Source organism: Eggerthella timonensis, from assembly GCF_900184265.1.
GTDB lineage: Bacteria > Actinomycetota > Coriobacteriia > Coriobacteriales > Eggerthellaceae > Eggerthella > Eggerthella timonensis.
The window spans coordinates 3,489,210-3,513,128 of sequence record NZ_FXXA01000002.1 but is presented as its reverse complement, the minus strand read 5'-3'; the positions used below and the strand labels follow the sequence as shown (position 1 = coordinate 3,513,128).

Annotated in this window: 22 protein-coding genes; 15 read left to right on the top strand and 7 right to left on the bottom strand. The window is 64.6% G+C overall.

The window, feature by feature from the left end; all coding sequences use genetic code 11:
• Position 1: 1 nt before the first annotated feature.
• From C1A15_RS15015 to C1A15_RS14970, 10 genes are all read left to right on the top strand, one after another.
• Positions 2-1,036 carry a molybdopterin-dependent oxidoreductase gene (locus tag C1A15_RS15015; RefSeq protein WP_101723315.1) on the top strand — a complete coding sequence of 345 codons (1,035 nt, stop codon included), beginning with the start codon at positions 2-4 and terminating at the stop codon, positions 1,034-1,036.
• A gap of 41 nt (positions 1,037-1,077) precedes the next feature.
• A complete protein-coding gene (locus C1A15_RS15010; protein WP_101723314.1) occupies positions 1,078-1,737 on the top strand; it encodes a 4Fe-4S dicluster domain-containing protein in 660 nt (219 codons plus the stop codon).
• A 1-nt stretch (position 1,738) separates the two neighbouring features.
• Positions 1,739-2,692 (top strand): NrfD/PsrC family molybdoenzyme membrane anchor subunit, encoded by a 954-nt coding sequence (gene nrfD, locus C1A15_RS15005; RefSeq protein WP_245865047.1) that lies wholly within the window; start codon positions 1,739-1,741, stop codon positions 2,690-2,692.
• 174 nt (positions 2,693-2,866) lie between these two features.
• Positions 2,867-3,136 (top strand): hypothetical protein, encoded by a 270-nt coding sequence (locus tag C1A15_RS15000; RefSeq protein WP_101723814.1) that lies wholly within the window; start codon positions 2,867-2,869, stop codon positions 3,134-3,136.
• The gene (locus tag C1A15_RS14995) at positions 3,133-3,867 is read left to right on the top strand and encodes a tyrosine-protein phosphatase (protein ID WP_245865046.1); all 735 of its coding nucleotides are present in this window, start codon (positions 3,133-3,135) and stop codon (positions 3,865-3,867) included. Before C1A15_RS15000 ends, C1A15_RS14995 begins: the two co-directional genes overlap by 4 nt.
• Before the next feature lie 507 nt (positions 3,868-4,374).
• Positions 4,375-5,208, top strand: a complete 834-nt coding sequence (locus C1A15_RS14990) for a transporter substrate-binding domain-containing protein (RefSeq protein WP_101723312.1) — start codon at positions 4,375-4,377, stop codon at positions 5,206-5,208.
• Between the two features lie 187 nt (positions 5,209-5,395).
• Complete coding sequence (locus C1A15_RS14985; RefSeq protein WP_101723311.1) at positions 5,396-6,049, top strand: amino acid ABC transporter permease; 654 nt, start codon at positions 5,396-5,398, stop codon at positions 6,047-6,049.
• A gap of 10 nt (positions 6,050-6,059) precedes the next feature.
• On the top strand, positions 6,060-6,836 hold the full coding sequence (locus C1A15_RS14980) for an amino acid ABC transporter ATP-binding protein (protein ID WP_101723310.1): 777 nt from the start codon (positions 6,060-6,062) through the stop codon (positions 6,834-6,836).
• A 487-nt stretch (positions 6,837-7,323) separates the two neighbouring features.
• Positions 7,324-7,791: a YbaK/EbsC family protein gene (locus tag C1A15_RS14975; RefSeq protein ID WP_101723309.1), complete on the top strand. Its 468-nt coding sequence runs from the start codon at positions 7,324-7,326 to the stop codon at positions 7,789-7,791.
• On the top strand, positions 7,791-8,483 hold the full coding sequence (locus C1A15_RS14970) for a histidine phosphatase family protein (RefSeq protein ID WP_101723308.1): 693 nt from the start codon (positions 7,791-7,793) through the stop codon (positions 8,481-8,483). Before C1A15_RS14975 ends, C1A15_RS14970 begins: the two co-directional genes overlap by 1 nt.
• A 41-nt stretch (positions 8,484-8,524) precedes the next feature.
• Here C1A15_RS14970 and C1A15_RS14965 read toward each other — a convergent pair whose 3' ends face one another.
• The 4 genes from C1A15_RS14965 to C1A15_RS14950 form a co-directional block, all read right to left on the bottom strand.
• Positions 8,525-9,526, bottom strand: coding sequence for an SDR family NAD(P)-dependent oxidoreductase (locus C1A15_RS14965; protein WP_101723307.1), 1,002 nt, complete (start codon positions 9,524-9,526; stop codon positions 8,525-8,527).
• Between the two features lie 192 nt (positions 9,527-9,718).
• Positions 9,719-10,984 (bottom strand): MFS transporter, encoded by a 1,266-nt coding sequence (locus C1A15_RS14960; RefSeq protein WP_101723306.1) that lies wholly within the window; start codon positions 10,982-10,984, stop codon positions 9,719-9,721.
• Between the two features lie 266 nt (positions 10,985-11,250).
• Positions 11,251-12,069 carry a MerR family transcriptional regulator gene (locus C1A15_RS14955; protein ID WP_101723305.1) on the bottom strand — a complete coding sequence of 273 codons (819 nt, stop codon included), beginning with the start codon at positions 12,067-12,069 and terminating at the stop codon, positions 11,251-11,253.
• A 12-nt stretch (positions 12,070-12,081) separates the two neighbouring features.
• Entirely contained in the window at positions 12,082-12,747 is a 666-nt protein-coding gene (locus tag C1A15_RS14950) for a GNAT family N-acetyltransferase (RefSeq protein WP_101723304.1), read from the bottom strand.
• A gap of 168 nt (positions 12,748-12,915) precedes the next feature.
• On the opposite strand from C1A15_RS14950, the gene ptcA reads away from it, so the two are divergent.
• From ptcA to arcC, 4 genes are all read left to right on the top strand, one after another.
• Positions 12,916-13,947 (top strand): putrescine carbamoyltransferase, encoded by a 1,032-nt coding sequence (gene ptcA, locus C1A15_RS14945; protein WP_101723303.1) that lies wholly within the window; start codon positions 12,916-12,918, stop codon positions 13,945-13,947.
• A gap of 200 nt (positions 13,948-14,147) precedes the next feature.
• Positions 14,148-15,650, top strand: a complete 1,503-nt coding sequence (locus C1A15_RS14940; protein ID WP_101723302.1) for an APC family permease — start codon at positions 14,148-14,150, stop codon at positions 15,648-15,650.
• Between the two features lie 67 nt (positions 15,651-15,717).
• Entirely contained in the window at positions 15,718-16,833 is a 1,116-nt protein-coding gene (gene aguA / locus C1A15_RS14935; protein WP_101723301.1) for an agmatine deiminase, read from the top strand.
• 63 nt (positions 16,834-16,896) lie between these two features.
• The gene (gene arcC / locus C1A15_RS14930; RefSeq protein ID WP_101723300.1) at positions 16,897-17,850 is read left to right on the top strand and encodes a carbamate kinase; all 954 of its coding nucleotides are present in this window, start codon (positions 16,897-16,899) and stop codon (positions 17,848-17,850) included.
• Between the two features lie 280 nt (positions 17,851-18,130).
• On the opposite strand, the gene C1A15_RS14925 is transcribed toward arcC, so the two are convergent.
• Complete coding sequence (locus tag C1A15_RS14925; protein ID WP_245865045.1) at positions 18,131-18,544, bottom strand: cytochrome c3 family protein; 414 nt, start codon at positions 18,542-18,544, stop codon at positions 18,131-18,133.
• Between the two features lie 335 nt (positions 18,545-18,879).
• Positions 18,880-20,664: an FAD-dependent oxidoreductase gene (locus C1A15_RS14920; protein WP_101723298.1), complete on the bottom strand. Its 1,785-nt coding sequence runs from the start codon at positions 20,662-20,664 to the stop codon at positions 18,880-18,882.
• Between the two features lie 242 nt (positions 20,665-20,906).
• On the opposite strand from C1A15_RS14920, the gene C1A15_RS14915 reads away from it, so the two are divergent.
• On the top strand, positions 20,907-22,400 hold the full coding sequence (locus C1A15_RS14915) for a response regulator transcription factor (protein ID WP_180953117.1): 1,494 nt from the start codon (positions 20,907-20,909) through the stop codon (positions 22,398-22,400).
• A 6-nt stretch (positions 22,401-22,406) separates the two neighbouring features.
• On the opposite strand, the gene C1A15_RS14910 is transcribed toward C1A15_RS14915, so the two are convergent.
• Positions 22,407-23,831, bottom strand: a complete 1,425-nt coding sequence (locus tag C1A15_RS14910; RefSeq protein WP_101723296.1) for an MATE family efflux transporter — start codon at positions 23,829-23,831, stop codon at positions 22,407-22,409.
• Between the last annotated feature and the right edge of the window lie 88 nt (positions 23,832-23,919).

Below are 23,919 nucleotides of genomic sequence, written 5' to 3'. Positions count from 1 at the left end.
CATGAAGCATGCAATGGGTGCACGGGTGCTGGGTTGCACGGTAGGTGCCGGTCTCGTATTGAGCGGTATAGGAGCTGTGGGCCCTCAATTGGCGATGGCGGCGTCGTCGCAGGACCTTGGTCCGAACCAGGTGCTACAACGAAATGCGGTAGATTACGACAAGATTGCGAATGTTTCCGGCACATTCTCATTTTGCCAGGACAGGGTTACTCCGACTGATGACGTATTCAATTTGTTCGGCACGGCGGCGACTACTATCTGTGCCAAGCCGGGATACGCTTTCGATGCGGTGAGTCACGAGAGCTACTATCTCAATATCGGCGGCAACGTGGAGAAAGTCTACACGGTGAGCCTCGACGAGATCGAGCAAATGGATGCCCAGATGAAAAAGGAGATACGCTGCACGTGCGGCATGAGCCCCGCTGTCGCCATGGCGAGCGTTACGGGTGTTAAGGTGTCTGACATGCTTTCCTTGGTGGATATCGCTCCCGAGGTCAACACCATCACGTTCAAGGATAAAGAAGGGTATGGGCTTCCGCTGCCGCTGTCTTACGTGACCGAAAAGGAAGCGATGTTGGTCTACCAGATAGGCGATAAGAAGCTTTCTGATGGGGAGCGTTTGCAGGCGTGGATTCCCGATACGGTTGCGAAATACTTCACGCGTGCGGTTACCGATATCGAGCTGTCCGTATCGGACGAGGTTCCCGAGGTCGAGGGCCCGGATGCGGACTATCGGGCCAAGGTGAGCATCCTCAGCACGGTTCAGGACGTGTTCAAGGTTGGCGACATGGTTTCCTTCGAGGGGTATGCCGACGACTGCGGAACGCAGGTTGTCGCTGTGGAGTTCTCGCTCGACGGTGGAGAGACCTGGACAACGTTCGACACTTCTTCCTCCAATACCGAGGACTGGGTGTATTGGAACTTTGATTACGTAGCCGAAAAGGCGGGCGAGTACAAGCTTGACGTTCGAGCGGTTACCGAAGACGGTACAGTCTCTTCCCTTGCTTCTAGCGTGGTGTTCAACGTCGAAGAGTAGACAAACTGCATCGCGTTGACATCGAAAGGAGGTAGAAGAGCATGGGAGAAAAGACGAGCGTAACGCGTCGGGTGTTGCTGCAGGCGTCGGCAGCGAGCGCTTGTGCGTTTGCTCTGGGGGGTGTCGTTACCTCCAATGCCGAAGCGCATGCTGAAGGGACGAACTCGAAAACCGCAAACGATGGCGAACGGTATGGCTTCCTTGTTGGCCTTGCGAGGTGTTCCGGTTGTGGCCGCTGCGTCGAGGCTTGCAGGAAGGAGAACAACCTTTCCGACGACACACCTGACAGGCGCAGGGTCATGTCCTTCAAGCGCACGAGAGGGAAAAAGTTCTTCGTATCGACCGCGTGCATGCATTGTGCGGAGCCGAGTTGCATGAACGTGTGTCCGGCGGGCGCTATCTCGAAAGACGCAAGTGGCGTCGTAAGGGTGAACCCAAGCGTGTGCATAGGCTGTAAGTATTGCTATCAGGCATGTCCATACGAAGTGCCGCAATACAATGCCGTTTCCATGGATAAGTGCGATTGCTGCCTCGGGTCAGGGGTTGCCATCGGCGAGGAGCCGTATTGCGTAAGGGCATGCAAATTCGGCGCCTTGAAGTTCGGCCCCTTGAGTGAGCTGTTGGAGTCAACGAACGGCTCTGCGGTTCCCATCGCCGAAGCGAATGATCCATCTTGTCTGCTGCTTGGATCGGGGAAGTGAGGTGAGTACGGTGCTGCAATCGATATGGGGCTGGCAGCCTGCATTGTATTTGTTTCTGGGCGGTATGGGCGCCGGTGCGTTCATCATGGCTGCGGTACTTTACCTGATCGACCAGAAGCGTCATGCCAAAATAGTCTGCATTTCCATGTGGGCTTCGGCGGTCAGCTTAGGCGTCGGCTTGCTCTTGCTGCTCTCGGAGCTGACTCAGCCTGCGCGTGGGCTTTTGATGTGGCAAAGCTTCAGCCACTTCACCTCGTGGATGACCTACGGTGCTTGGGGCGCGTTTGCTGCCATCGCCGTGTTTGGGCTGTCGGCTGTGCTGGCTATGGAGAAGACGGGAAAGCGTTTCGTCCGCGCGCGGAAGGCGTTGGCCGTCGTCGGCATCGTGCTCGGCTTATTCGTGGCCGTGTACACGGGCATGCTGCTCATGATGGCACCGGGCGTTCCTCTGTGGAATACGCCGCTGTTGCCGTTCCTGTTCGCGGTGTCCGGCGTTGACACGGGCGTTGCTCTTGTGGAAGTGGTGGCGGTGCTGTTGGGGAAAAAGGATCCATTGGCTTCCCGTGCTCGCGTGCTGATGGAGCGTATCGTCGTATTTCTCGTAGTGGTGGAGTGCGTCGTGCTCAGTGCTTTCCTTTTGGCCATGATGAGCGGAGAAGGGTCGGCCGCAGCTGCGGCGGGCGCCCGATCGGCGGAGATGCTCGCAATGGGCGTTCTTGCCCCGTACTTCTGGGGTCTCGTAGTGCTTTGCGGCCTTGCGTTGCCGCTTGCAATGGCCGTGGCCGGTTTGGTTCTGCGCAAGCGCGGGCAAGGTGTGAGGCGGGGCTACAGCTCTCCGATGGCTATCGGTGCCGCGGGGGCTTTGATTGGTGGATGCACTCTTCGCTTCTTGATCCTTGCGGCCGGAATCCATGCCGACGTGGTTGCCGAAACGGTGATGAGCCTGATCGGATAGGCGTAAGGGCGGCACCCTCCCTCGCCGCCCTCCGCGTGCGAACCGGCAGCCATGGCGGCTGCCGGTTCGCGTTTCGGGGCGGGTTTTGCGCGCGCTGCGCGGTTATGGTACGGTGGGCGGGCGCGTTTCGGGCGCGCGCGACGAGGAGGATCAGCTGGTTGAAGGGGGATGGCGGTGGCGCATCGAGCAGGGGAGCCCATCGAGTTCGACGGCTACGTCGACGACTTCGAGCGCAACGTGTCCGCCATGCAGTTCTCGCTGGACGGCGGTGCCACCTGGACCACGTACCCCACGTCGGGCGCGGTTATCGACAAGGGCGTCAACTGGCACTTCGTGTATCGTCCCGAGCGCTCCGGACGTTATCTGCTGAAGGTGCGCGCGGTCGACGGCGCGGGAGCGGCGTCGGACATCGTCGCGGAATATGCGTTCGAGGTGGAGTCGTGAACAGCGCGTTCGGTGGGATTCGTCTGCGCGCTATCGACGGCGGGCCGCTCGAGGGCGCGCGTCTGTTCCGCTCGGCTTCGCTTGCGCGCATAACCGAGGACGAGGCAGCCTACCTGGTGGGCGAGCTGGGCGTGCAGTCGATCTACGACCTGCGCAACCGGTGGGAGGTCGCATCGAGCCCCGAGCCGCGTATCGTGGGTGCGAAGACGCTCGCGTTCGAGCCCTCCACCGACCGCGGACGTTCCGACGCGTCGCGTCGCCTCGTGGCCGGCGTCATCGGCGAGTACGGCCGTCCCGAGGAGCGCATGATCCGCAACTACCGACGCTATGCGCGCGAGTTCCCCCTCATGGGCACCGTCCTGCGTACGATGGCGGCCGAGCGCCGTGTGGCGCTCGTGCATTGCGAGCACGGCAAGGACCGCACGGGCGTGCTGTGCGCCGTGCTGCAGCGCATCGCGGGAGCTTCCGAGGACGAGGTCATGGCCGGGTACCTGGCCGCGAATGAGGCGAACGCCGAAGCGACGGCGCGCGAGATGTCACAGCTCGAGCGGGGGATGACGGACGAGGAGCGCGCGGTGCTCCGGTCGTTTCTCGAGGCGCGCCCCGCATACCTGCGCGCGTTCTTCGACGAGATCGACGGACAAGCCGGCGGATTCGCGGCGTACGTCCGCGACGCGCTGCGCTTGACGCCTGCCCAGGTGGCCAGCCTCTGTGCGCTGTTGGCTCGCTGAGCGCTGGCCGTTGCGGGGCGTCGCGCTCGCACCGGTTCTGTGTGGAGGAGGGGCGTTTTCGGAAAGCGCCCTGGCACAGATTGCATGGTATGAACGATTCCGGGGGCGTCTTTTCGGGAATGGTTCGAGGAAATCCCTGCTCGCTCTTTTCTGTATGCTCGGTAAATCGTTCATAACGCGCAATCTCTGCCACCGGATTCGCGGGGAGGGGCAGGCGGAGGCGATACGGAGAACGCTGCGACGCAATGGCGGGTCGGGCCTCCATTGCGTTCGCGCCTTGGAGCAGCCGCCGGTTCGCGTTCGTGCCGCTTCCGCCGCCTGCCGCCGGTTCTCGTTCGTGCCGCTTCCGCCGCCTGCCGCCGGTTCCCGATCGCAGGGGGTTCCGCTTTCCGACGGCTGTGCTATACTGTCCCCGCGCTTTAGTACAGTAAAGTAGAAAAGCGGCTGAGGCGAGGCGCCACCAGGGAAGGGCGCGCATCGGCCGGGTTCGGGATGATGGGAGATGCGATGAAGAAGAAACTCGTAGCGCTCGTGGCCGCCGTCGCCACGCTGGCGCTGTCCGCGGTGATGCTGGCAGGGTGCTCCGGCGGCGGCGACGCGCAGCAGAGCGCCGACTCCGGCGCGACGGACGGCGCGTTCACGTTGAAGGTGGGCTTCGACCAGGGCTACCCGCCGTACGGCTACGTGGGCGACGACGGCCAGTTCACGGGCTTCGACCTGGAGCTCGCCAAAGCCGTGTGCGAGAAGATGGGCTGGAACCTCGAGCTCGAGGCTATCGACTGGGACGCGAAGGACGCGCTTCTCGGCAGCGGCACCATCAACTGCATCTGGAACGGCTTCACCATGGAGGGTCGCGAGGACAAGTTCACGTTCTCCGAGCCCTACATGTACAACGAGCAGGTGGTGGTCGTGAAGAAGGATAGCGACGCGAAGAAGCTCGAGGACCTGGCCGGCAAGACGGTGCTGACGCAGGTCGATTCGGCGGCGCTGCACGTGCTGGAGGACGAGGCCGGCCAGAAGCCCCTCGCCGACACGTTCAAGGAGCTGCAGACCATCGGCGACTACAACAACGCGTTCATGCAGCTTGAGTCCGGCATGGTGGACGCCGTGGCGTGCGACCTGTCCATCGCCAGCTACCAGATGGCGGCCAAGCCCGACGCGTACGTGAAGCTGGGCGTGCTGACTCCCGAGAACTACGCGGTGGGCTTCAAGAAGGGCGACACCGAGCTGGCCCAGCAGGTGACCGACGCGCTCAAGGCGCTCAACGAGGACGGCACCGTCAAGCAGCTGTGCGACAAGTACGCCGACCAGGGAATCACCTACGATAACTGGGTGCTTTAGGGTTCCGCCGGCCCGACGGCCGGCGGACCTGCTCGATGCTGCGGGCCGTTCGCGCACCGAATCTTCGCGCGATCCCGGAAGCTCGCGTACCACAGTACGCTTCGCCTCCGCGACCCCCCGAATCTTCGGCACGGGAACGGCCCTCGCTGACGTTATTGGACCTGCGATGTTTTGAGAAAGGCCGAACATGGAATTCGCGACCATGATGGAGCTTCTGCTCTCGGGCTTGGCGTTCACCTTGCAGATATTCCTCACCACGCTCGTCGGCTCGTTGCCGTTGGGCGTGCTGGTGGCGTTCGGTCGCATGAGCCGGTTCAAGCCGGTCGCGCTCGTCACGCGCTTCTACATCTCGGTGATGCGCGGCACGCCCCTCATGCTGCAGCTCATGGCGCTCATGTTCGGCCCGTACTACCTGTTCGGCCTGCAAATGGGCAACGACTGGAAGTACTGGGCGTGCTCCATCGGCTTCATCATCAACTACGCGGCCTACTTCGGCGAGATCTACCGCGGCGGCATCCAGTCCATCCCGCGTGGGCAGTACGAGGCGGCCGAGGTGCTGGGCTACTCGCGCTTCCAAACGTTCATGAAGATCGTGCTTCCCCAGGTGATCAAGCGCATCCTGCCCGCCATGAGCAACGAGATCATCACGCTGGTCAAGGACACGTCGCTCGCGTTCGTGCTGGGCATCATGGAGATGTTCAGCCAGGCGAAGGCAATCGCCGCCTCGCAGGTGAGCATGCTTCCCTACGTGATCGCGGGCGTGATCTACTGGGTGTTCAACTTCATCGTGGAAATCATCCTGACCCGCGTCGAGAAGCGGCTGAACTACTACCATGATTAGGAGCGACGTCATGACCAACGAACAACCTGTCGTGCTGCTCGAACATGCGCGGAAGAGCTTCGGCGGAACGCCGGTGCTCAAAGACATCTCGCTCAAGGTGCAGCCGGGGGAGGTGGTGGCCGTCATCGGGCCGTCGGGCGGCGGCAAGTCGACGCTGCTGCGCTGCATGACGCTGCTGGAGACGCTCGACGCGGGGCGCCTCGCGTACGGCGACCTCGTGGTGGCGGAAGACGGCGGGAACGGTGCGGCGACGTACGCGTCGAAGGCCGTGCTCAAGGAGGCGAAGACGCGCTTCGGGCTCGTGTTCCAGAACTTCAACCTGTTCCCGCACTACTCGGTGCTGAAGAACATCACCGACGCGCCCCTGCACGTGCAGAAGCGCCCGAAGGACGAGGTGCTGGCGGCGGCGCGCGGCCTGCTGGCGAAGATGGGCCTCGAGGGCAAGGAGGACATGGTGCCCTGCGAGCTGTCGGGCGGCCAGCAGCAGCGCGTGGCCATCGCCCGCGCGCTCGCGCTCGACCCCGACGTGCTGTTCTTCGACGAGCCCACGAGCGCGCTCGACCCGGAGCTGACGAAGGACGTGCTCAAGGTCATCCGCGACCTTGCCGCCGAGAACATGACGATGGTCATCGTGACCCACGAGATGAGCTTCGCGCGCGACGTGGCCGACCACATCGTGTTCATGGACGGGGGCGTCATCGTGGAGGAAGGCCCGGCCGAGCAGCTGATCAACAACCCCCAGCACCAGCGCACCCAAGCGTTCCTGGCGAAGTTCGAGGGGGAGTAGGGGTCTCCCGCCTCGTGGTGCGACGGCGGCTTCGGGATGCGGGCGTCGTGTGGCGCGCCGGTCGCATGCTGCCCTCGTCACGAATCGGCGCGGTTGCGCTCCGCGAGCCGCATGTCTCTCACCGTGCCATGTGGGGAGGGGGCGGCACGGAGAGCGAAAGGGAGCGTAGAGGGATGGCCCCTCGCTTTTATTCATGATTGAAAAAGTCATGGACAAAAACGGGAGTTTTCGCTAGATTTCGGACGGGAATTGCGGGAGCGAGAATTTGGCGTTTTCATAACGCCTGATGAGAAAGCTGACGTGATGATTATCTGCGCTTCAGGATAAAGAAAACTCGCGTTTTTGTCCACAGCGCGAAACGAGGGCAAGGGGGCGGCTAGGCGCCCGCGGGTCGGCGCGCTGCCGATTCACGAGTGCGCCCCTCGCCGCATCGCGGGATGCCGCGCTATACTGATGCCGTACCCTATCCGGAAAGCGAGGCGTGACGATGGCTATCGACAAGGTGAGAGCGTATTTGCGCGAGCGGGGCATGGAAGAGCGCGTGCTCGAGTTCGAGACGTCGAGCGCCACCGTCGAGCTGGCCGCGCAGGCCGTGGGGTGCGAGCCGGCGCGCATCGCGAAGACCCTGTCGTTCCATGTGGGCGACCGCGTCGCGCTCGTGGTGGCCGCGGGCGACGCGCGCATCGACAACCCCAAGTACAAGGCGCAGTTCGGGTGCAAGGCGAAGATGCTCGCTGCCGACGAGGCCGAGCCGCTCATCGGCCACGGCGTGGGCGGCGTGTGCCCGTTCGCGCTCAATGAGGGCGTCGACGTGTTCCTCGACGAATCGCTGCGTCGTTTCGATATCGTGTACCCCGCCGCCGGCAGCGCCGCGAGCGCCGTGCGCCTGACGCCCGACGAGCTGGAGCGCTGCGCTGCGCCGTGCACGTGGGTCGACGTGTGCAAGGTCGTCTGATGGAAGCGGGGGAGCGTCGTCCCAGCGACGTGACGTTCTACGTCGTGCGCCACGGGCAGACGCTGTTCAACGTCATGGGAAAGGTGCAGGGCTGGTGCGATACGCCGCTTACGGACGAGGGCGTGCGCGCCGCCCGATCGCTCGGGCGCGGGTTGGCGGAAGTCGATTTCGCTGCGGCCTACGCGAGCGACAGCGGCCGCGCCGTGCATACGCTCGAGGAGCTGCTGCGCGCGCGGGCGGATGCGGTGCCCTTCGGCCCGCGCACCGACCAGCGTTTGCGCGAGTGGTGCTACGGCGACCTCGAGGGCGAGCCGGGAGAGCTGCTGCACGCCACGCTCGATGCGGGGTTCGGCGCGCCGTTGTCGTTCGAAGAGCATAACCGACGGCTGCCCGAGGTTGCCGACGTGCTGGCCGACGCGGACTGCTCCGGCCGCGCGGAGCGCTTCGGCGTCATCGAGCGCCGCCTGCGCGGGTTCTTCCGCGAAGCCGGCGATGCGGGGCTCGCGTGCGGCGGAGGCAACGTGCTGGTGGTGACGCACTCGTTCGTCGTGCGCACGCTCGTGTACCTCATCGACCCGGAGCGCGTGAACGACCCCGTGAAGATTCCGAACGCGAGCGTCACGCGCATCTCTTACGACGGCTCCGACTTCCGGTTGGGCGAGATCGGCTCCACCGCCTGGCAGCGTCCGTAAGCATTGGGGCGGCCGGGGAAGCGCCCCGGCCGCCTGTGGAACTACCAGCGATCCCAGCTGATGCGGCACGTGGGGCCGGCGCCGCCGCCTGCTTGGCCGTGCTCGTGCCGATGCTCGCCGCGACACGGACGATGATCGCGTCCGCCGTCGCGGTCGTGACCGTCGTGACCGCGACCATGGTCGTGACCGTGACCATGTCCGTGCTCGCGATCGCGCTGCGAGCCATCCTCGCCCGTACCTTCTTCGGTTCCCTCGTGATCGAGCGGATGCTTGCGCGCGCCCATGAGCCACTCGCCGGCCATCAGCTGAAAGCCCATCGGCATGAGCCGCACCGAAACCGATCCCATCTTGTTGTACCAGCCGGTCACCGCGCACCGTTCGCCGCGCATGAGCGCCCGATACACGCGGATGGCCGTCTCGTCGGCGCTCATCGAGAAGTACTTCCACGCGGGCGCATCCTCGATGCCGGCATTTTTCGCGAAGTTCGTGCGCGTTGCACCGGGGCAGGCGGTGGTCACCGTCACGCCGGTCCCCTTGAGCTCGCGTGCGAGCGCGGTGGAGAACGACAGCACGAACACCTTCGCCCCGCCGTACAACGCGTTGTACGGGCACGGGGTCTTGGCCATCATCGAGCTCATGTTGAGGATGCGCCCGTGGCCCCGCTCGAGCATGGGATGGAGGAACACGCTCGTGAGCTCGGCGAGGCTCGTGACGCTCACCTGGACCATCGAGCGGATGTCGGCGATGGACAGGTCCGAGAACTGCCCGGCGGGGCTGTAGCCCGCGTCGTTGACGAGCACGTCGATCTCCTTGCCCGCCTCTTGGACGCGCTTGAAGATGGTGCGTGCGGCGTCTGGGTCGGAGAGGTCGCAGGCGATGGGGAGCACGTCGATGTCGAGCCTCCTCAGCTCGCCGGCTTGCTTCTCGAGGGCTTCTTTGTCGCGGGCGACGGTGACCAGATCGTATTCGTCGCTGGCGAACAGCAAGCAGAGGGACTCTCCGATGCCGCTCGTCGCGCCGGTGACCAATGCGGTGTGTGCCATGGTGGCGCTCCTTTCGTGTCGTTTTCCCGCCATGATAGGAGGGCGGCACGAACGCCGTGGCTGCGGCTCTGCGGCCGTTGGGAAGGTGCGACCCGCACGCAATCGCGCTGAAATCGCGACGAAATCGCTTCGCGGACGGGCTGCTCGCGGCACAGAGCGACGCTTGGGGATCCGGCGTCGCGAGGGGCGTCGCTACGAATCCGCCTGAACCCCCTCGAGCACGGCTTCATCGTCGAGGTGGCGCATGCCGCGCGCGATCAGGGCGAAGGCCGTGATGGCGATCCAGCAGCCCACGAGCACGACGGCTGCGACGGACGTTCCCAGCGCGCTGACGCCCACCGAGGTGGCGAACACGGCCACGGGCGCCGCCACGAGCAAAAGCGAGTTCTGCGTTCCCAGCGCGCTGCCGCGCGACTGCTCGGGTATGCGGTCGAGCATGAAGAAGCCCATGAGCGCCGAGGCGGGGCCGGCGCTCATGCCCAGCACGAGCGCGCCCAGCAGCATGAGCGGGTAGGCGGGCAGCGCCCCCAGGATGGCCACGCCGATCAGCATGCCGAACAGCGACAGCACGTACCACGAGCGGCGCGACAGGCGCGGCGCGAGCGCGGCGTACGCAAGCGAGCTTGCCAGCAGGCCCAGCGACATGGTCGACAGCACGTAGCCCAGCAGCTCGGGGTGCCCGCTGTCCGTGAAGTGCACCGGCAGCACGAGCCCTTGGAACGATCCCATGACCATGACGATGCCGAACGTGAGCAGCGTGGAAACCGTCAGCACGCCGTCGGTGCGGAACAATACGCGCACGCCGGTGCGCAGCGCGCCCAGCGCCGAGGAGGCGATGCCCTGCGCGATTTCGGCATCACCGCCCGCCGAAGCCGTCGTGCGCACGGCTCCCACGGCGCGCGGAATGGTGGCCGTGGCGAGCGCCGCCAAGAACGACAGGGCGGCCGTGAACCACAGCGACGGCACGCCGCCGACCAGCCCGATGAAAAGCGCCGCCAACGCAGGGCCGATGATGGTCGCCAGCGAGTCGAGCGATTGCGACAGCCCCATGAACCGTTGCAGGTCGACGCCGTCGCGCTCGACGACCTCGGGCAGCAGCGCGTCGCGCGCCGTCATGCCGGGGATGTCGCCCACGGAACCTAGCAGGCCCAGCGCGACGAACCACCAGAAGTTCAGCCCCCAGATCATGTCCACCACGGGAATGAGCGCGACGCTGGCGGCCGATACGATGTCGGAGACGATGGAGATGGTGCGGCGGTTGAAGCGGTCGAGCGCCGCACCGCCCACAATGCCGATGATCATCTGCGGAACGGCGCAGATGAGCGCCAGCGTGCCCGCAGCCAACGCATCGCCGGTGGTCGCGAGCAGGATGAGGGGCAAGGCGACGCCGGCGATGGAGTTGCCCAGCAAGGAGAGCGCGTTCGATACGAGGAATCTGATGGTGGTGCTGCCGAACATGGGTGATCCTTTCCCGCGGTGCTGCCCGGGCGATGCCGGACTCTGTTCGTGGCAGAAAAACGGAGAAATTCGTCGCCCTGAGGCCGATGTTGGGGCTATAGAGCGAATCCTCTTCGCGAGCTTCCCTGTTTTCGCAGGTTGAGTGATCGAATCGAGCGTTCGCCCCTGTAAGACCTGCGAAAGACGACGAATTTCTCCGATTTTCTGCCACGAACCGTGTCTGTTAGTTGCTGGAAAGGAGTAAAAACTACGACGTTACGTCGGGGTCAAGCGTTCTGTGGCGAAGATGTGGAGGGAATCCGCTCGAGGATGCGCGCCTCGAGCGCCTCCGCGAGACGATCCGCCGCGACGCGCTGGGCCTCGTTCAGATCCTTCTTCGTGATCTCTCGCAGGAGGTCTTCGGAAACGCTGTCGTAGTCCTTGTCCCAGTTGGCTGGGTCGAAGCGGTCGATGAATGGGCCGAGCAGCTCCATTGCTGCGTTGATGGCGGCGTCGATTTGGCTGCGCGAGGCGTCTGCGGGCAGCTCGTCGAAGCGCGCCTGAACCGTTTGGAGCTGATCGATCGTATCGCCGTCGAACAGTGCCGAGACGACGCGTTCGAGCTCGTCGGTATCCTCTTCGGTGAACAGGTTGCCGGCGAGCAGAAGGGCCTCCCGATCGCTTTTCGTTATGGAGGAGCTTGCGGAAAGGCCCTCGAACAGCTTCTTGATGCGCGCCATGCGCAGCGGCAGATCGAGGTCGATCTGTTCCCGCTTCAGCAGCGCGATGGTGCGGCGCTGCTCTTGCAGGCGCTCGATCTGCAGCTCCAGCTCGCGGTCCAGCTCGTCGAGCGCCTCGCTGGCGCCCGAGCTGCCGGCCTCGGTCAGGTTCGCGTCCATCTCGTCGAGCACCTCGCCGATGCGCGACAGCGAGAATCCCAGCGATGACAGCCGCTTCACGCGCAGCAGGCGCACGAGATCCTCCGCGCCGTAGTCGCGATAGCCGTTCTCGCCGCGCGGCGGCTCGGGCAGCAGCCCGATGGCGTGGTAGTGCCGCAGCGTGCGCACCGACACGCCTGCCAGCTTCGCGATCTCGTTCGACTTCATGGCGCACGTCCCCTACTGCGGCCGACGGATCATGAGACGCTCCTCGATGGGGAAGGCTTCGATGCTGCGACGCTCCACCGTCTCGAAGCCGAAGTGGCCGTACAGCTGCTCGAGGCGGTCGGTATAGCAATCGAGGTAGCAGTCCAGCCCGTGCTCGTCGGCGTAGGCGAGGAAGGGCGTGAACAGGCGGCGGAACGCGCCCGTGCCGCGCTTCTCGGGATCGACGGCGGCCGAGATGAAGTAGACGAAGTCCTCATCGGGCGCTGTGCGCTCGAGCGGCCAGCTCGTGGAGGAGATCGGGTCCATCGCCTCGATGCGCGGCCCCAGCACGGCGATCTCCTCGTCGGTGAGCATCTCGGCCAGAAGCGCGCCCGACTCCTCCTCGAGCTCGGTCCAGTCGATGTCGCCCAGCTCGCTGCGCAGGTAGACGTTCGCGGCGCCCGCGCGGTCGGGCAGCGTGTACACGCACTGGAACGGCGCGGTGACGGCATAGTCCGAGCGGATGACGGCGCGGGTGATCTCGAGCTTGCGCTCTGTTCCGATGCCCAGCTCGTCGAGCGCTTCAAGCCAGGTGACGTACCACATCTCCTCGAGGAAGCAGGTGCCCACCATGGTGGCGAGCGCATCGAGCTCTTCGGTCTGATCAGGCTGAACGGTGATGAGTCCGGATAGGTTCATAGCGTGTCCTTTTGCGATTCGGTTTCGGTTCGTCTTCGATTCTCGCACGACCGGAGAGCCTTGTCGAGCGCTGCGGCGATTCGGGTTACAACTGAGTGCAAGGCGCGGCCGTACTGCAATCCGGCCGCGCCGACTCACTTGTCCGCACTCCCCGAAGGAGGCTCATCGATGACCGTCAAGGACTTTCTCGATACCAACGATTTCACGAAGGACCAGCTGCTCGACATGATCGAGCTGTCGCGCGTGCTCAAGCGCTGCGTGAAGGCCGGCTACTTCCCCGAGCTGCTGAAGCACAAGACGCTCGGCATGATCTTCCAGCAGGTTTCCACCCGCACGCGCCTGTCGTTCGAGGGCGCCATGGCCGACCTCGGCGGCACGGGCCAGTTCTACGCGCCCGGTACCATCCAGCTGGGCGGGCACGAGACCATCGAGGACTCGGCGCGCGTCATGAGCCGGCTGCTCGACGTTCTCGAAGCGCGCGTCGATCGCCATGAGGACCTCGTGGAGTTGGCGAAGTATGCCACGATTCCCGTGATCAACGGCATGTCCGATTACAACCATCCCACCCAGGAGATGGGCGACCTTCTCACCATGATCGAGCATCTGCCCGAGGGCAAGCGCATCGAGAACTGCAAGATGGTGTTCGTGGGCGACGCCACCCAGGTGTGCGTGTCCGAGATGTTCATCTGCTCGAAGATGGGCATGGACTTCGTGCAGTACGGCCCCGAGGGCCATCAGATCCGCGAGGATCTGCTGGAGATCGGCCGCAAGAACTGCGAGGTGTCGGGCGGAAGCGTGAGCGTCACCGACAACCGCGAGCAAGCCATGAAGGATGCCGACTTCGTGTACACCGACGTGTGGTACGGCCTGTACGACAAGGAGCTGTCGAAGGACGAGCGCATGGCCATCTTCTACCCGACGTACCAGGTCACCGAGGAGCTCATGGCGATGGCCGCCCCGAACGCCAAGTTCATGCACTGCCTGCCCGCTTCGCGTGGCGAGGAAGTCACCGACGCGGTCATCGACGGTGCGCAGTCCATTTGCTGGGACGAGGCCGAGAACCGCAAGCACTCCATCCGCGGCTTGCTGGCGTACTTCTGCAAGCAGGCCGAAACCGAGGAGCCCGAAGCCGGCGAGGCGCACGACCAGCTGAACTACCTGCTGGAAGGCCTCGGCAAGCAGGGGGTTCCGACGGCTTAGCGGCCATCGGAACGAGTCGATGTGCTGCGTCGCGAAGCAAGTCCCCGAAGGGGACGGGCGGCCGTGGTGCTCAATCTTCGCGCGATGTCGCGAGCTCGCGAACCGAAGTACGCGTAGTCCGCGCCATCCCACGAATCTCAAGCACCACGGCCGCCCTCGCTGACCGACTACGCCAACCTGTGCGTGAAAGAAGGAAACTTATGGCAAAGAATAAGAAATTCCGGTTGATCGACGCGATCCTGTCGGTGATCACCGTCGTGTTCGTGGCCGAGGCGGCGGCTCCTGCGGCCGCCATCGGCAACTCGCAGTTCTTCTGGTGGATCTTCCTCATCATCGCGTTTTTGCTGCCGTATGGATTGGTGGTTTCCGAGCTGGGCACCACCTACGACGACGAGGGCGGCCTGTACGACTGGGTGCGCCGCGCGTTCGGCGACAAGTGGGGCAGCCGCGTGAGCTGGTACTACTGGATCAATTTCCCGCTGTGGATGGCCTCGCTCGCCTTCCTGTTCCCTGAGACCATCTCGATGATCACCGGCATGGAGATCGGGCTGGTGCCCTCGCTCATCATCGAGCTGGCGTTCATCTGGATCGTCGTGTTCCTCAGCTTCTCGAAGGTGTCGGACTCGGCGTGGATCCTCAACCTGGCCGCCGTGCTCAAGGTGGGCATCGCGCTCGTCGTGGGCGGCCTCGGCATCTGGTACGCCGTGAACTTCGGCTTCGCGAACGACATGGAGCCTTCGACGTTCCTGCCGGCGCTCGACTCGAACAGCCTCACGTACCTGTCCATCATCCTGTTCAACTTCATGGGCTTCGAGGTCATCACCACCTACGTGGGCTCTATGGAGAATCCGAACAAGCAGATCCCCCGCGCCATCATCGCCGGCGGCATCGCCATCGCCGCGCTGTACCTGTTCAGCTCGTTCGGCATCGGCGCCGCCATCCCGGCGATGGACATCTCGCTCGACTCCGGCATCATGGACGCCGTGGGCATCATGGCGGGCGTGGGCAGCGTGCTGTTCATCGTGGTGGGCATCGTGTTCCTCATCACGTTGTTCGGCAACATGGTCAGCTGGTCGTTCGGCGTGAACTTCGTGGCCGAGCATGCCGCGCGCAAGAAGAACATGCCGAAGGTGTTCGCGCACGAGAGCAAGAAGAACCAGATGCCCACGGGCGCGGCCATCGTCAACGGCATCGTGGCAAGCGTGCTCGTGCTGCTGTCGCCCGTGATGGAGCTGGCCGGCTTCGACAGCTTCTTCTGGATCTTCTTCTCCATGAACATCGTGTTCCTGCTGATCAGCTACATCCCGATGTTCCCGGCGTTCTTGAAGCTGCGCACTATCGACCCCACGGCGAAGCGCGTGTTCAAGGTGCCCGGCGGGCACGGCGTGGCGCTCGTGGTGGCGTGGCTGCCCGTGGTGCTGCTCGTGCTGGCCATCGTCGCCACCATCGTGCCGCTGAACGGCTCGCCGGAGGAGATGGGCAAGATCCCCATGCTCATCGGCGTGATCGCGTTCGTCATCCTGGGGGAGATCGTGCGCATCTGGTCGGCGCGCGGGCGCAACAGCGACTACGGCGGCATGGGGTCGAACGGCGACCCGTTCGACTTCGACGTGGCGCAGGGCTACGAGAAGATGCCCGAATCCGAGAAGGTCGCCATGGAGGAGGACATGCTCATCGGCCGCGAGCCGCGCGACCTGGTGTAGTTCTCGAAGCGGCGTCCTCGGCGGACGCCGCTTCGCGTGCAACGATACGAAACGAAAGGACGTACCTATGGATACGATTTACGAGAACGAATCCACCCCGAAGAAGGACGGCTACCGCATGCCCGGCGAGTTCGAGCCGCAGGAGTGCATCTGGATGCTGTGGCCGCACCGCCCCGACAACTGGCGCGACGGAGCGAAGCCCGCGCAGAAGGCGTTCGCCGACGTGGCGCGCGGCATCGCGCAGTACGAGCCGGTCATCGTGGGCGTGAACCCCGAGGACTACGCCGCCGCGCACTACGTGCTGGCGGGCGAGGAGAACATCCTCGTCGTGGAGATGACGAGCGACGACTCGTGGATCCGCGACTGCGGTCCCACGTTCGTGGTGAACGACGCGGGCGACGTGCGCGCGGTGCACTGGCACTTCAACGCGTGGGGCGGCCTGGTGGACGGCCTGTACTTCCCGTGGGACCAGGACGCGCTCGTGGGCCTCAAGGTGGCCGACCTGGCGGGCGTGGACCGCTATCGGCCCGATTCCTTCGTGTTGGAGGGCGGCTCCATCCACGTGGACGGCGAGGGCACCGTGATGACCACGGAGATGTGCCTGCTGTCCGAGGGGCGCAACCCCGAGCTCTCGAAGGAGCAGATCGAGGACTACCTGAAGGAGTACCTGGGCGTGGACAAGGTCATCTGGATCAAGGACGGCATCGACCCCGAGGAGACGAACGGGCACATCGACGACGTGGCCTGTTTCGTGCGTCCCGGCGAGGTGGCCTGCATCTGGACCGACGACGAGGACAACCCGTTCTACGAAGCAGCGCATGCCGCCTACGAGACGCTGTCGAACGCCGTCGACGCGCAAGGGCGGACGCTCAAGGTGCACAAGCTGACCATGCCGAAGGAGCCCACCTACATGACGCAGGAGGAAGTGGACGCCATCGACGTGGTGGAGGGCACCATCCCGCGCACTACCGAGGACGTGTGCATCGCCTCGTACATGAACTTCCTCATCGGCAACGACTTCGTGCTGGTGCCCCAGTACGACGACGAGTACGACGAGCGCGCCCTGCAGCAGGTGCAGGAGATGTTCCCCGAGCGCGAGATCGTCGGAGTGCCCACCCGCGAGGTGGTCTACGGCGGCGGCAACATCCACTGCATCACCCAGCAGCAGCCCGCGGGGCTGTAGGCGAATTCCGGGCAGGGCCCGTCCTCTAGGGCGGGCCCTGCCCTGCGATCGAAAGGAGCTTGTATGCCCTATCAGAAAGGTCCCGGCAAGTCGGTGGTCATCGCGTTGGGCGGCAACGCCTTGGGCTCGACTCCCGAAGAGCAGCTCGAACTGGTGAAGCACACCGCGCAGAACATCGTCGACATGGTGGCCGAGGGCATCAACGTCGTCGTCTCGCACGGCAACGGGCCGCAGGTCGGCATGATCGAGAGCGCGTTCGACTATGCGAACACGCACGACGGCAAAACCCCGGCCATGCCGCTTCCCGAGTGCGGCGCGATGAGCCAGGGCTACATCGGCTATCAGCTGTCCCAGGCGCTGCTGGGCGAGCTGAAGGAGCGCGGCATCATGCGCTCGTCGGTTGCGCTCGTCACGCAGACCGTGGTGGATGCGGACGACCCCGCGTTCGAGGATCCCACGAAGCCCGTGGGCGCGTTCCTCTCCGAGGACGAGGCCGTGCGCCTCGCCGCCGAGACGGGCGCCGTGTTCAAGGAGGACGCCGGGCGCGGATGGCGCCAGGTGGTCGCGTCTCCGCAGCCCCAGCGCGTCGTGGAGTTCGACGCCGTCAAGGACCTCATGGACGACGGCTACGTGGTGGTGTGCGCCGGCGGCGGTGGCGTGCCGGTCGTCGAGGACGCGAGCGGCTACCACGGCGTGCCGGCCGTCATCGACAAGGACCGCTCGAGCGCCAAGCTGGCCGCCGAGTTCGAGGCCGACATGCTCGTCATCCTCACGGCGGTGGAGAAGGTTGCTATCAACTTCAACACGCCCGAGCAGGAGGAGATCGACGTCATGGACGTGGCCCAGGCCGAGCGCTACATCGAGGAGGGCCAGTTCGCACCGGGCAGCATGCTGCCGAAGGTGGAGGCCTGCATCGAGTACGTGCGCGCCTACCCCGAGGGCCGCGCGCTCATCACCTCGCTCGAACGCGCCGCCGCCGGCCTCAAAGGCGAGACGGGAACGCTGATCGTCGCGTAGCGAACGCGCCGGTAGGCCGCCGGGGTCGCCGTGTTGCGCAGCGGACGCGAGCTCCGGTCACGTGGGCGCGAATCGCGGGCCATGACAATTTCGGCGTGCGGTTCGCGTCGTGCTATGCTGCCGTAGCGAGCAAAGCCCCAGGTGGCGATGTTTCGATTCGCCGCCTGGGGCTTCGCGTTGCCAAGAGAATTGTCACAGGTGCCGTTTTGCGCCCAAAAAAGGCGAGGGGGCATGCGGAGGAAGGCGCGCGGAAGGGGGCGTGAGGCGCGCGAGCGCTTCGCTAGTCGTGGCAGGTGTGGCAGGAGTACACGCCGGCGTGGTGGCAAGACTCGCAGTATTCTGGCGCGCTCTCTTCGGTCGGTTCGCTGTCGTGCATAACGTGGCAGCTTGCGCAGTCGGTGGATGCGTGGTCTTCGTTCTCGGGCATAGCGTGAGGGTTCACCGTCGTGCCCTCACTGTCGGTAAGCAAGGTAAGATTGGCGGTCTTTGTCGCGAGGTCCTCGTAGCTGCCATGGCATGAGAGGCATGCGGGCTCGTCGATGGTGGTGCTGCGCAGCTTGGTGGCGCGTTTCTTGGCCGCGTCGGGCGTTGCGTTCTCGTGGGCGCTCGCCAGGCCGCTCTCGTCGGTGTGGCAGGTCGCGCACGTGGCCCCCTCGGCGGCGTGCGTGGCGGCCAGGCATGACGCATCGTCCATCGAGCCATCTTCTTTCTGGTGACATTGCGAACAGGTGGATTCGTAGCTCCAGGCGAAGGCTACCTGCGTCGATTCTGTGCCTGCTCCTTCACTGCCGGCTTGGTTGTTGTGTTGCGGAGCGCATGCGGCAAGGCCTCCGAGGACGGCGATGCCGCATGTTGCCAACACGACGGTTATGCGCAGGTGCATTCGGTTCACGGCTGACTCCTTCGTCGAACGTAGTTGCGGATGAGCCCCGCTCGGCGTGTGCGAGGGGAGGGAGGGTGTCGCCTTGCGCCGAGCGGGGCTGGAAGAGCGACGGCGCAAGCGAACGCGCGCCGTCGCAGCGTATGGTCTTACTTCTCGGAATCCCAGGCGGTTTCGGCTGCGGCGTTCTCGCCGGCAATGCGCCCGCATACGATGCATTCGGTCACGTTACCGCCGCCTTGGTACACGAACTTGAAGCACGACGACATCTCGCCGGCCGAGTACAGGCGCGGGATGGGCTCGTTGCGCCAGTCGATGACGCGGCGCTCGCCGTCTGCCTGGAGACCGCCCTTCGTGTTGGGGCCGCCCGCCACGAGCGGCATCGCGTAGAACGGCGGCGTGCTGATGGGCTGGAATCCCTTGTCCGTCTCTTCGCCGGTCAGCGGGTCCTTCGACTTGCTTGTGCGACCGAACTCCTCGTCGACGCCGGTGTCCACCATGTGCTGGTACTGCTCCATCGTGGCGGCCAGCACGGCGGGATCCATGCGACCCTTGTTGAGCTCGTGGGTGTCGCGGATCTTCTCAGCCAGCTCCTCAATGGTATCGGCTTTGATGAGCCATCCCTTGTCGATGGCGGTCTGGTTGTCCTCGTCCCAAGGAATGATGCCGAATCCGCAGGTAGAAAGCGTGATGTTGACCAGCGGAGCCGACGTGCGCTTCGTTTCGTCGATGATCATGTACGACGGGTTGTTCGGGAATTCCAGCTTCTCGATGTCCATGTGCACGGCGTTCTTGTACGAGAAGTAGCGGCTCGGGTCTTTCGTGATGAGCGTCTCGTTCATGAAGCGACGGCCCTCGGAATTCACGACGATGGTGCCGGCGCCGCCAACCGAATCGGTGATGGAGCCCACGTTGCAGTCGTTCTTCGTCACGTCGGGGCACGACCAGATGAGGCGTGATGCCGCCTTGCCGACTTTCGCCAACTGGGCGCCTACCTCGCATCCCATGCGAATGCCGTCTCCCTCGTTGGAAAGCGTGCCGTAGAACGCCCAGCCGGTCATGCCCTCGCCTTCGAGAAACGCGCGGCGCATCTCCTCATTGTACTCGTAACCGCCGGTCGTGAGGATGACGCCCTTTTTCGCCTTGATGCGGACGTCGGACCCTCCCTGTTGGGCGACGACGCCGATCACTTCGCCCGCATCGTTTTGAATGAGTTTCTGGCCGGGCGTTTCGTAGGCTACTTCGATCCTGTCGGTGCGGTCGGCGATGCCCGTCTTCAAGCAGTTGAAGAATGCGAGGCCGGCGGCCGTGTCTTCCTTCGGCATGTCGATAGTGGGGAACTTGGGCCCCGTGGCCGACTTGCCGTACGTGCTGTTGTAGCTCTTGTAGCCCGCTTTTTCGGCACCGGGGAAGTCGGGGAAAGCCGCGCCGCCGCGCTCGATCACCTTGAAATCGGGGTCGAGGCTCTGCATGAATTCGACGTTGAGCGGCTCGTACTCGGCGAACTTCTCCACAATGCCATCCACGAACAGAGGTGACTGCTCGCCCTCGTTCTTCGTCGGCAGATTCTCGCCCGAGAACATGCCGCGCAGGTATTCCTTGAGCGCTTCCTTGTCGCCATCCTTGTCGGGCGAGTGGAAGATGCCGCCGGACATGAGCGTGTTGCTGAGGTGCTCCGCTTCCGCGTTCTTCTCGAGCAGGATGACGCTGGCGCCCGCGTCGGCCGCAGCGATGGCCGCGCATGCGCCCGCGCCGCCGAAGCCCACGACGACTACGTCCGCTTCCTTGTTCCATGCCTCCTGGCCGGTGCCGCCGTCGGCCGCCTGATCGGTGCAGCCCGTCAGGCCGAGCGCCGAGGCGCCCACGGCCGCTCCCGCTGCGGCCAGGCCTGCGTTGCGCAGAAAATCGCGACGTGAAACCGATGATGCTCCCATGATGGTCCCCTTTCCTTGATGGTTCCATGGTGCCGGCGATGCCGACGCCCTGAGAGTAGGCGGCGGGACGGAATAGGGCATCGTGCGAACCGGCAGATATTGCCCGGGGTCGCACTATCGTCCGAACCGGATGATGTATGGTGGTGCGGATGCATCTATCGTGCGAAGTGGCTTGAGGGGGCTGGACGCAGGTGCACAGGGGAGGGGTTGCAATGCGATTCACGGGAAGCGGATTACGGGATATGGCGCTTGACGAGCGCAAGCGCGTCGTCGCAGCGCTTGTGGGTTTGGCGGTGATGGGCATCTGGGTGAACCTGGTCGGATACGGTGGAGTGTTTCTCGAGCCGGCGTCAACCGATTCCTCGCTCGAGACGACGAGGTACGCGTATCATGCGGGACGCGTGACGGTTTCGCTGTTGATTCTCGTCGTTCCGGGGGCGTTCGAACGCTTCGGACGCGGCATGCGGACGTACCTGCCGCTGGTCATGTGCTTCTGCACCGCAGGTTTCGCTATTGCGTTTCACCAGACGCTTGTGGCTCCGGCAGTGCTCGGCGTGGGCGTATCGTTCGTGCTCGGTGTGGGGTACCTGTGGATCGTGGCGTCGTTCTATATCGCGCTGGCTCGGGCTGTTCCGTTGCGTCCAGCCATCGTCGTGGCACTTGCGAGCCAGGTGATCGAACAGGTGTTGAGCGTTGCGGCAAGCTCGGCGTTGAGCGCGACTGCGCAGATCGTCGTGTGCTGCGTATGCCCGCTCGTCGCGTTGGTCGCTCTGCCGCGCGCATGGCGGAAGCGTGATGCCGATCGGGCGGGCGTCGTGGCCGACAGGGCGCGCTCGCATCTGCACTTGTTGCTCATCGCCTCGGGGGTTGCCATCGTCACGCTTAGCGCAGTGAGCAACGTAGGCATATGGGGAAGCGCGCGAGCCGAATACGTTGCCGATGATGCGCTGGTTTCCTGTGTGCGGACGTGCCTCGCGTGCGTGCTGCTGACCGCATTCACGCTGGGTACGCTCGTGGCTTCGGCCGACAAGCCGCTGGGGTATCGCTACCAGGTGCCGTTCCTCGTCATCGTGGGATGCTTCATGCTGGCGGTACTCAAGCAGGTGTTTCCCGGCATGTGGAGCGAGCCGGTTACGGTGGTGCTGCTGGCAGCCGAATTCTTCTCGCATATCCTCACCTGGACGCTTGTCATGAATGCGGAGAAGGATCTTGCGGGACCGTCGTATTTCAACGCCGGCATGTCGCTGGCACCGTATAGCGTATGTTCGATCGCGTGGATATTCCTGCTCGAGACCAATCAGGTTGCATCGGCATTCGTGGTGCTTGCGGTGTCGTATGCGCTCATCATCGTAGTGGCCGTGCATCCGCGCTTATTGTACGAACGACGCCAGAGTACGCTTACGTCGGCGGAAGCGCTTAACGAGTATACGATCGAGGGGGAGCCCGAGATTCCGCTCGAGAGCAACGGCGCTGCCGTGGTCGAAGTCGTAGACCGTCGCTGCGTGCTTTTGGGCGAACGCTATGGATTGTCTCAACGCGAGACGCAGGTGCTGTCGCTTCTGGCGCAGGGCAGGTCGCGCCCGGCCATTCAGCGCGAGCTCGTGCTGTCTGAAGGAACCGTGAAGACCCACGTCGCCCACATCTACGAGAAGATGGGCGTCGGCTCGCGCCAGGAGGTGTTCGACATCGTGTACGATGCGGGCGTCGACGGGGAGACGGCCCCCGCGTCTTCGTGAGCCTTCCTACGCCCCTTCGACCAGCGCTTCCCCCTCCGGCGCTCCCAGCGCGCTCGCATCCGCGTCCGCGCGCTTGAGCTTGCGGTATTCGCGGGCGGCCAGCGCCACGGCCAGGCCGGCGGCCAGCAGGTCGGCGGGCGGCTGCGACCACCACACGCCCGTGAGGCCTTCGACGGCAGCGAGGATCACGATCAGCGGGATGGCGAACAGCAGGTAGCGGCAGATGCCCAGCACGATGGACGTGCGCTCCTGACCGACGGCCTGGAAGTACGCCGAGGCCACCTGCGCCATGAACCCGAACGGCGCGCACACGAGCAGCGGCAGGAAGTGAGAGGCTGTCAGCTCGACGAGGGCGGGGTCGTCGCCGATGAAGAACGCCGAGATGGGCGCCGCGAATGCGATGACCAGCCCGCACACCACGGCCACCACGGCGAACGTGCCGCCCAGACTCACCTTCACCAGTTCGCGCAGGCGGCCGTGGTGCCGTGCGCCGCAGTTGAAGCTGGCGATGGGCTGCAACCCGTACGTGGCGCTCAGGCACAGCATATCCAAGAGGTAGACGACGTAGCCGTTGATCACGGCGAACGCGGCGAGATCGGGGTCGCCTCCCAGCGCGCCCAGGTAGTTGTTGATGACCATCGTGTACACGAGGCTGGCGGCCTGCACCAGGAACAGCGGCAATCCTTGCCACAGGATGGCGCCGCACACCTCGCGCTCCAGCTTCATGCCCGAGAGCGTCACCTTGAAGGTGGATTTCTTGTTAAACTGGAAGTACAGGATGGCGAAGAACCACAGCCCCGTGCTCATGCCGTAGTACGCGCCCGCAGCGGCGAAGCCCAGCTGCAGCACGTACACGCACACGTACAGCCACAACAGCGACACGACCGATGCGATGACGGCCAGCGCCGAGGCGAGCGACGGCTTCTCGTCGGTGCGCAAGAGCGAGCACAGCAGCTGCCCCAGCGTGCAGAACGGGTAGAAGCACATGAGCAGGCGGATGAACGCCGTCACGTCGGCGTGGATGTCGGCCGTGGCGCCCAACAGCGTGGCGATCTGCGGCGCGAACAAGGCAATGGCCGCGGAAAGCGCCACGAGCAGGTACGCCGACAGCCAGAAGCCCTGCGCGAACACCTTCTGCGCGCCCTTCGCGTCGCCGCTGCCGAGGCGCTGGCCGGCAGCGGCAGCGGTGCCCATGCCCAACGCGCCGCCCAGCGCCAGGTTCAGCAGCTCGAGCGGGAGGATGACGGTGACGGCCGCCAGCCCGAGCGGCCCCAGGCCGTTGCCGATGATGAGCCCCTCGAGCACCACCATCACCATCTGGGCCAGCATGCCGGCGAACGTGATGGCGGCGTAGCGTGCGAACAGCGGCTTGATGGGAGCGCATCCCAGCTCGCGTTCGGTGGGTTCGGGCTCGATGAGCAGCTCGTCCATGGCCGTCGGCCTCCTAGCCTCAAGTGGCGTGTTTCCTTGGATCGACGATACCGCGAAGCGGGCGCGAGCGGGGGATTATACCGGTCGC

What these genes read in the sequence shown, in the direction of transcription:
- C1A15_RS15015 (WP_101723315.1), top strand. Translation starts at nt 2, where the DNA reads ATGAAGCATGCAATGGGTGCACGGGTGCTGGGTTGCACGGTAGGTGCC.
- C1A15_RS15010 (WP_101723314.1), top strand. Translation starts at nt 1,078, where the DNA reads ATGGGAGAAAAGACGAGCGTAACGCGTCGGGTGTTGCTGCAGGCGTCG.
- C1A15_RS14990 (WP_101723312.1), top strand. Translation starts at nt 4,375, where the DNA reads ATGAAGAAGAAACTCGTAGCGCTCGTGGCCGCCGTCGCCACGCTGGCG.
- C1A15_RS14985 (WP_101723311.1), top strand. Translation starts at nt 5,396, where the DNA reads ATGGAATTCGCGACCATGATGGAGCTTCTGCTCTCGGGCTTGGCGTTC.
- C1A15_RS14980 (WP_101723310.1), top strand. Translation starts at nt 6,060, where the DNA reads ATGACCAACGAACAACCTGTCGTGCTGCTCGAACATGCGCGGAAGAGC.
- C1A15_RS14975 (WP_101723309.1), top strand. Translation starts at nt 7,324, where the DNA reads ATGGCTATCGACAAGGTGAGAGCGTATTTGCGCGAGCGGGGCATGGAA.
- C1A15_RS14970 (WP_101723308.1), top strand. Translation starts at nt 7,791, where the DNA reads ATGGAAGCGGGGGAGCGTCGTCCCAGCGACGTGACGTTCTACGTCGTG.
- C1A15_RS14965 (WP_101723307.1), bottom strand. Translation starts at nt 9,526, where the DNA reads ATGGCACACACCGCATTGGTCACCGGCGCGACGAGCGGCATCGGAGAG.
- C1A15_RS14960 (WP_101723306.1), bottom strand. Translation starts at nt 10,984, where the DNA reads ATGTTCGGCAGCACCACCATCAGATTCCTCGTATCGAACGCGCTCTCC.
- C1A15_RS14955 (WP_101723305.1), bottom strand. Translation starts at nt 12,069, where the DNA reads ATGAAGTCGAACGAGATCGCGAAGCTGGCAGGCGTGTCGGTGCGCACG.
- C1A15_RS14950 (WP_101723304.1), bottom strand. Translation starts at nt 12,747, where the DNA reads ATGAACCTATCCGGACTCATCACCGTTCAGCCTGATCAGACCGAAGAG.
- ptcA (WP_101723303.1), top strand. Translation starts at nt 12,916, where the DNA reads ATGACCGTCAAGGACTTTCTCGATACCAACGATTTCACGAAGGACCAG.
- C1A15_RS14940 (WP_101723302.1), top strand. Translation starts at nt 14,148, where the DNA reads ATGGCAAAGAATAAGAAATTCCGGTTGATCGACGCGATCCTGTCGGTG.
- aguA (WP_101723301.1), top strand. Translation starts at nt 15,718, where the DNA reads ATGGATACGATTTACGAGAACGAATCCACCCCGAAGAAGGACGGCTAC.
- arcC (WP_101723300.1), top strand. Translation starts at nt 16,897, where the DNA reads ATGCCCTATCAGAAAGGTCCCGGCAAGTCGGTGGTCATCGCGTTGGGC.
- C1A15_RS14925 (WP_245865045.1), bottom strand. Translation starts at nt 18,544, where the DNA reads ATGGACGATGCGTCATGCCTGGCCGCCACGCACGCCGCCGAGGGGGCC.
- C1A15_RS14920 (WP_101723298.1), bottom strand. Translation starts at nt 20,664, where the DNA reads ATGGGAGCATCATCGGTTTCACGTCGCGATTTTCTGCGCAACGCAGGC.
- C1A15_RS14915 (WP_180953117.1), top strand. Translation starts at nt 20,907, where the DNA reads ATGGCGCTTGACGAGCGCAAGCGCGTCGTCGCAGCGCTTGTGGGTTTG.
- C1A15_RS14910 (WP_101723296.1), bottom strand. Translation starts at nt 23,831, where the DNA reads ATGGACGAGCTGCTCATCGAGCCCGAACCCACCGAACGCGAGCTGGGA.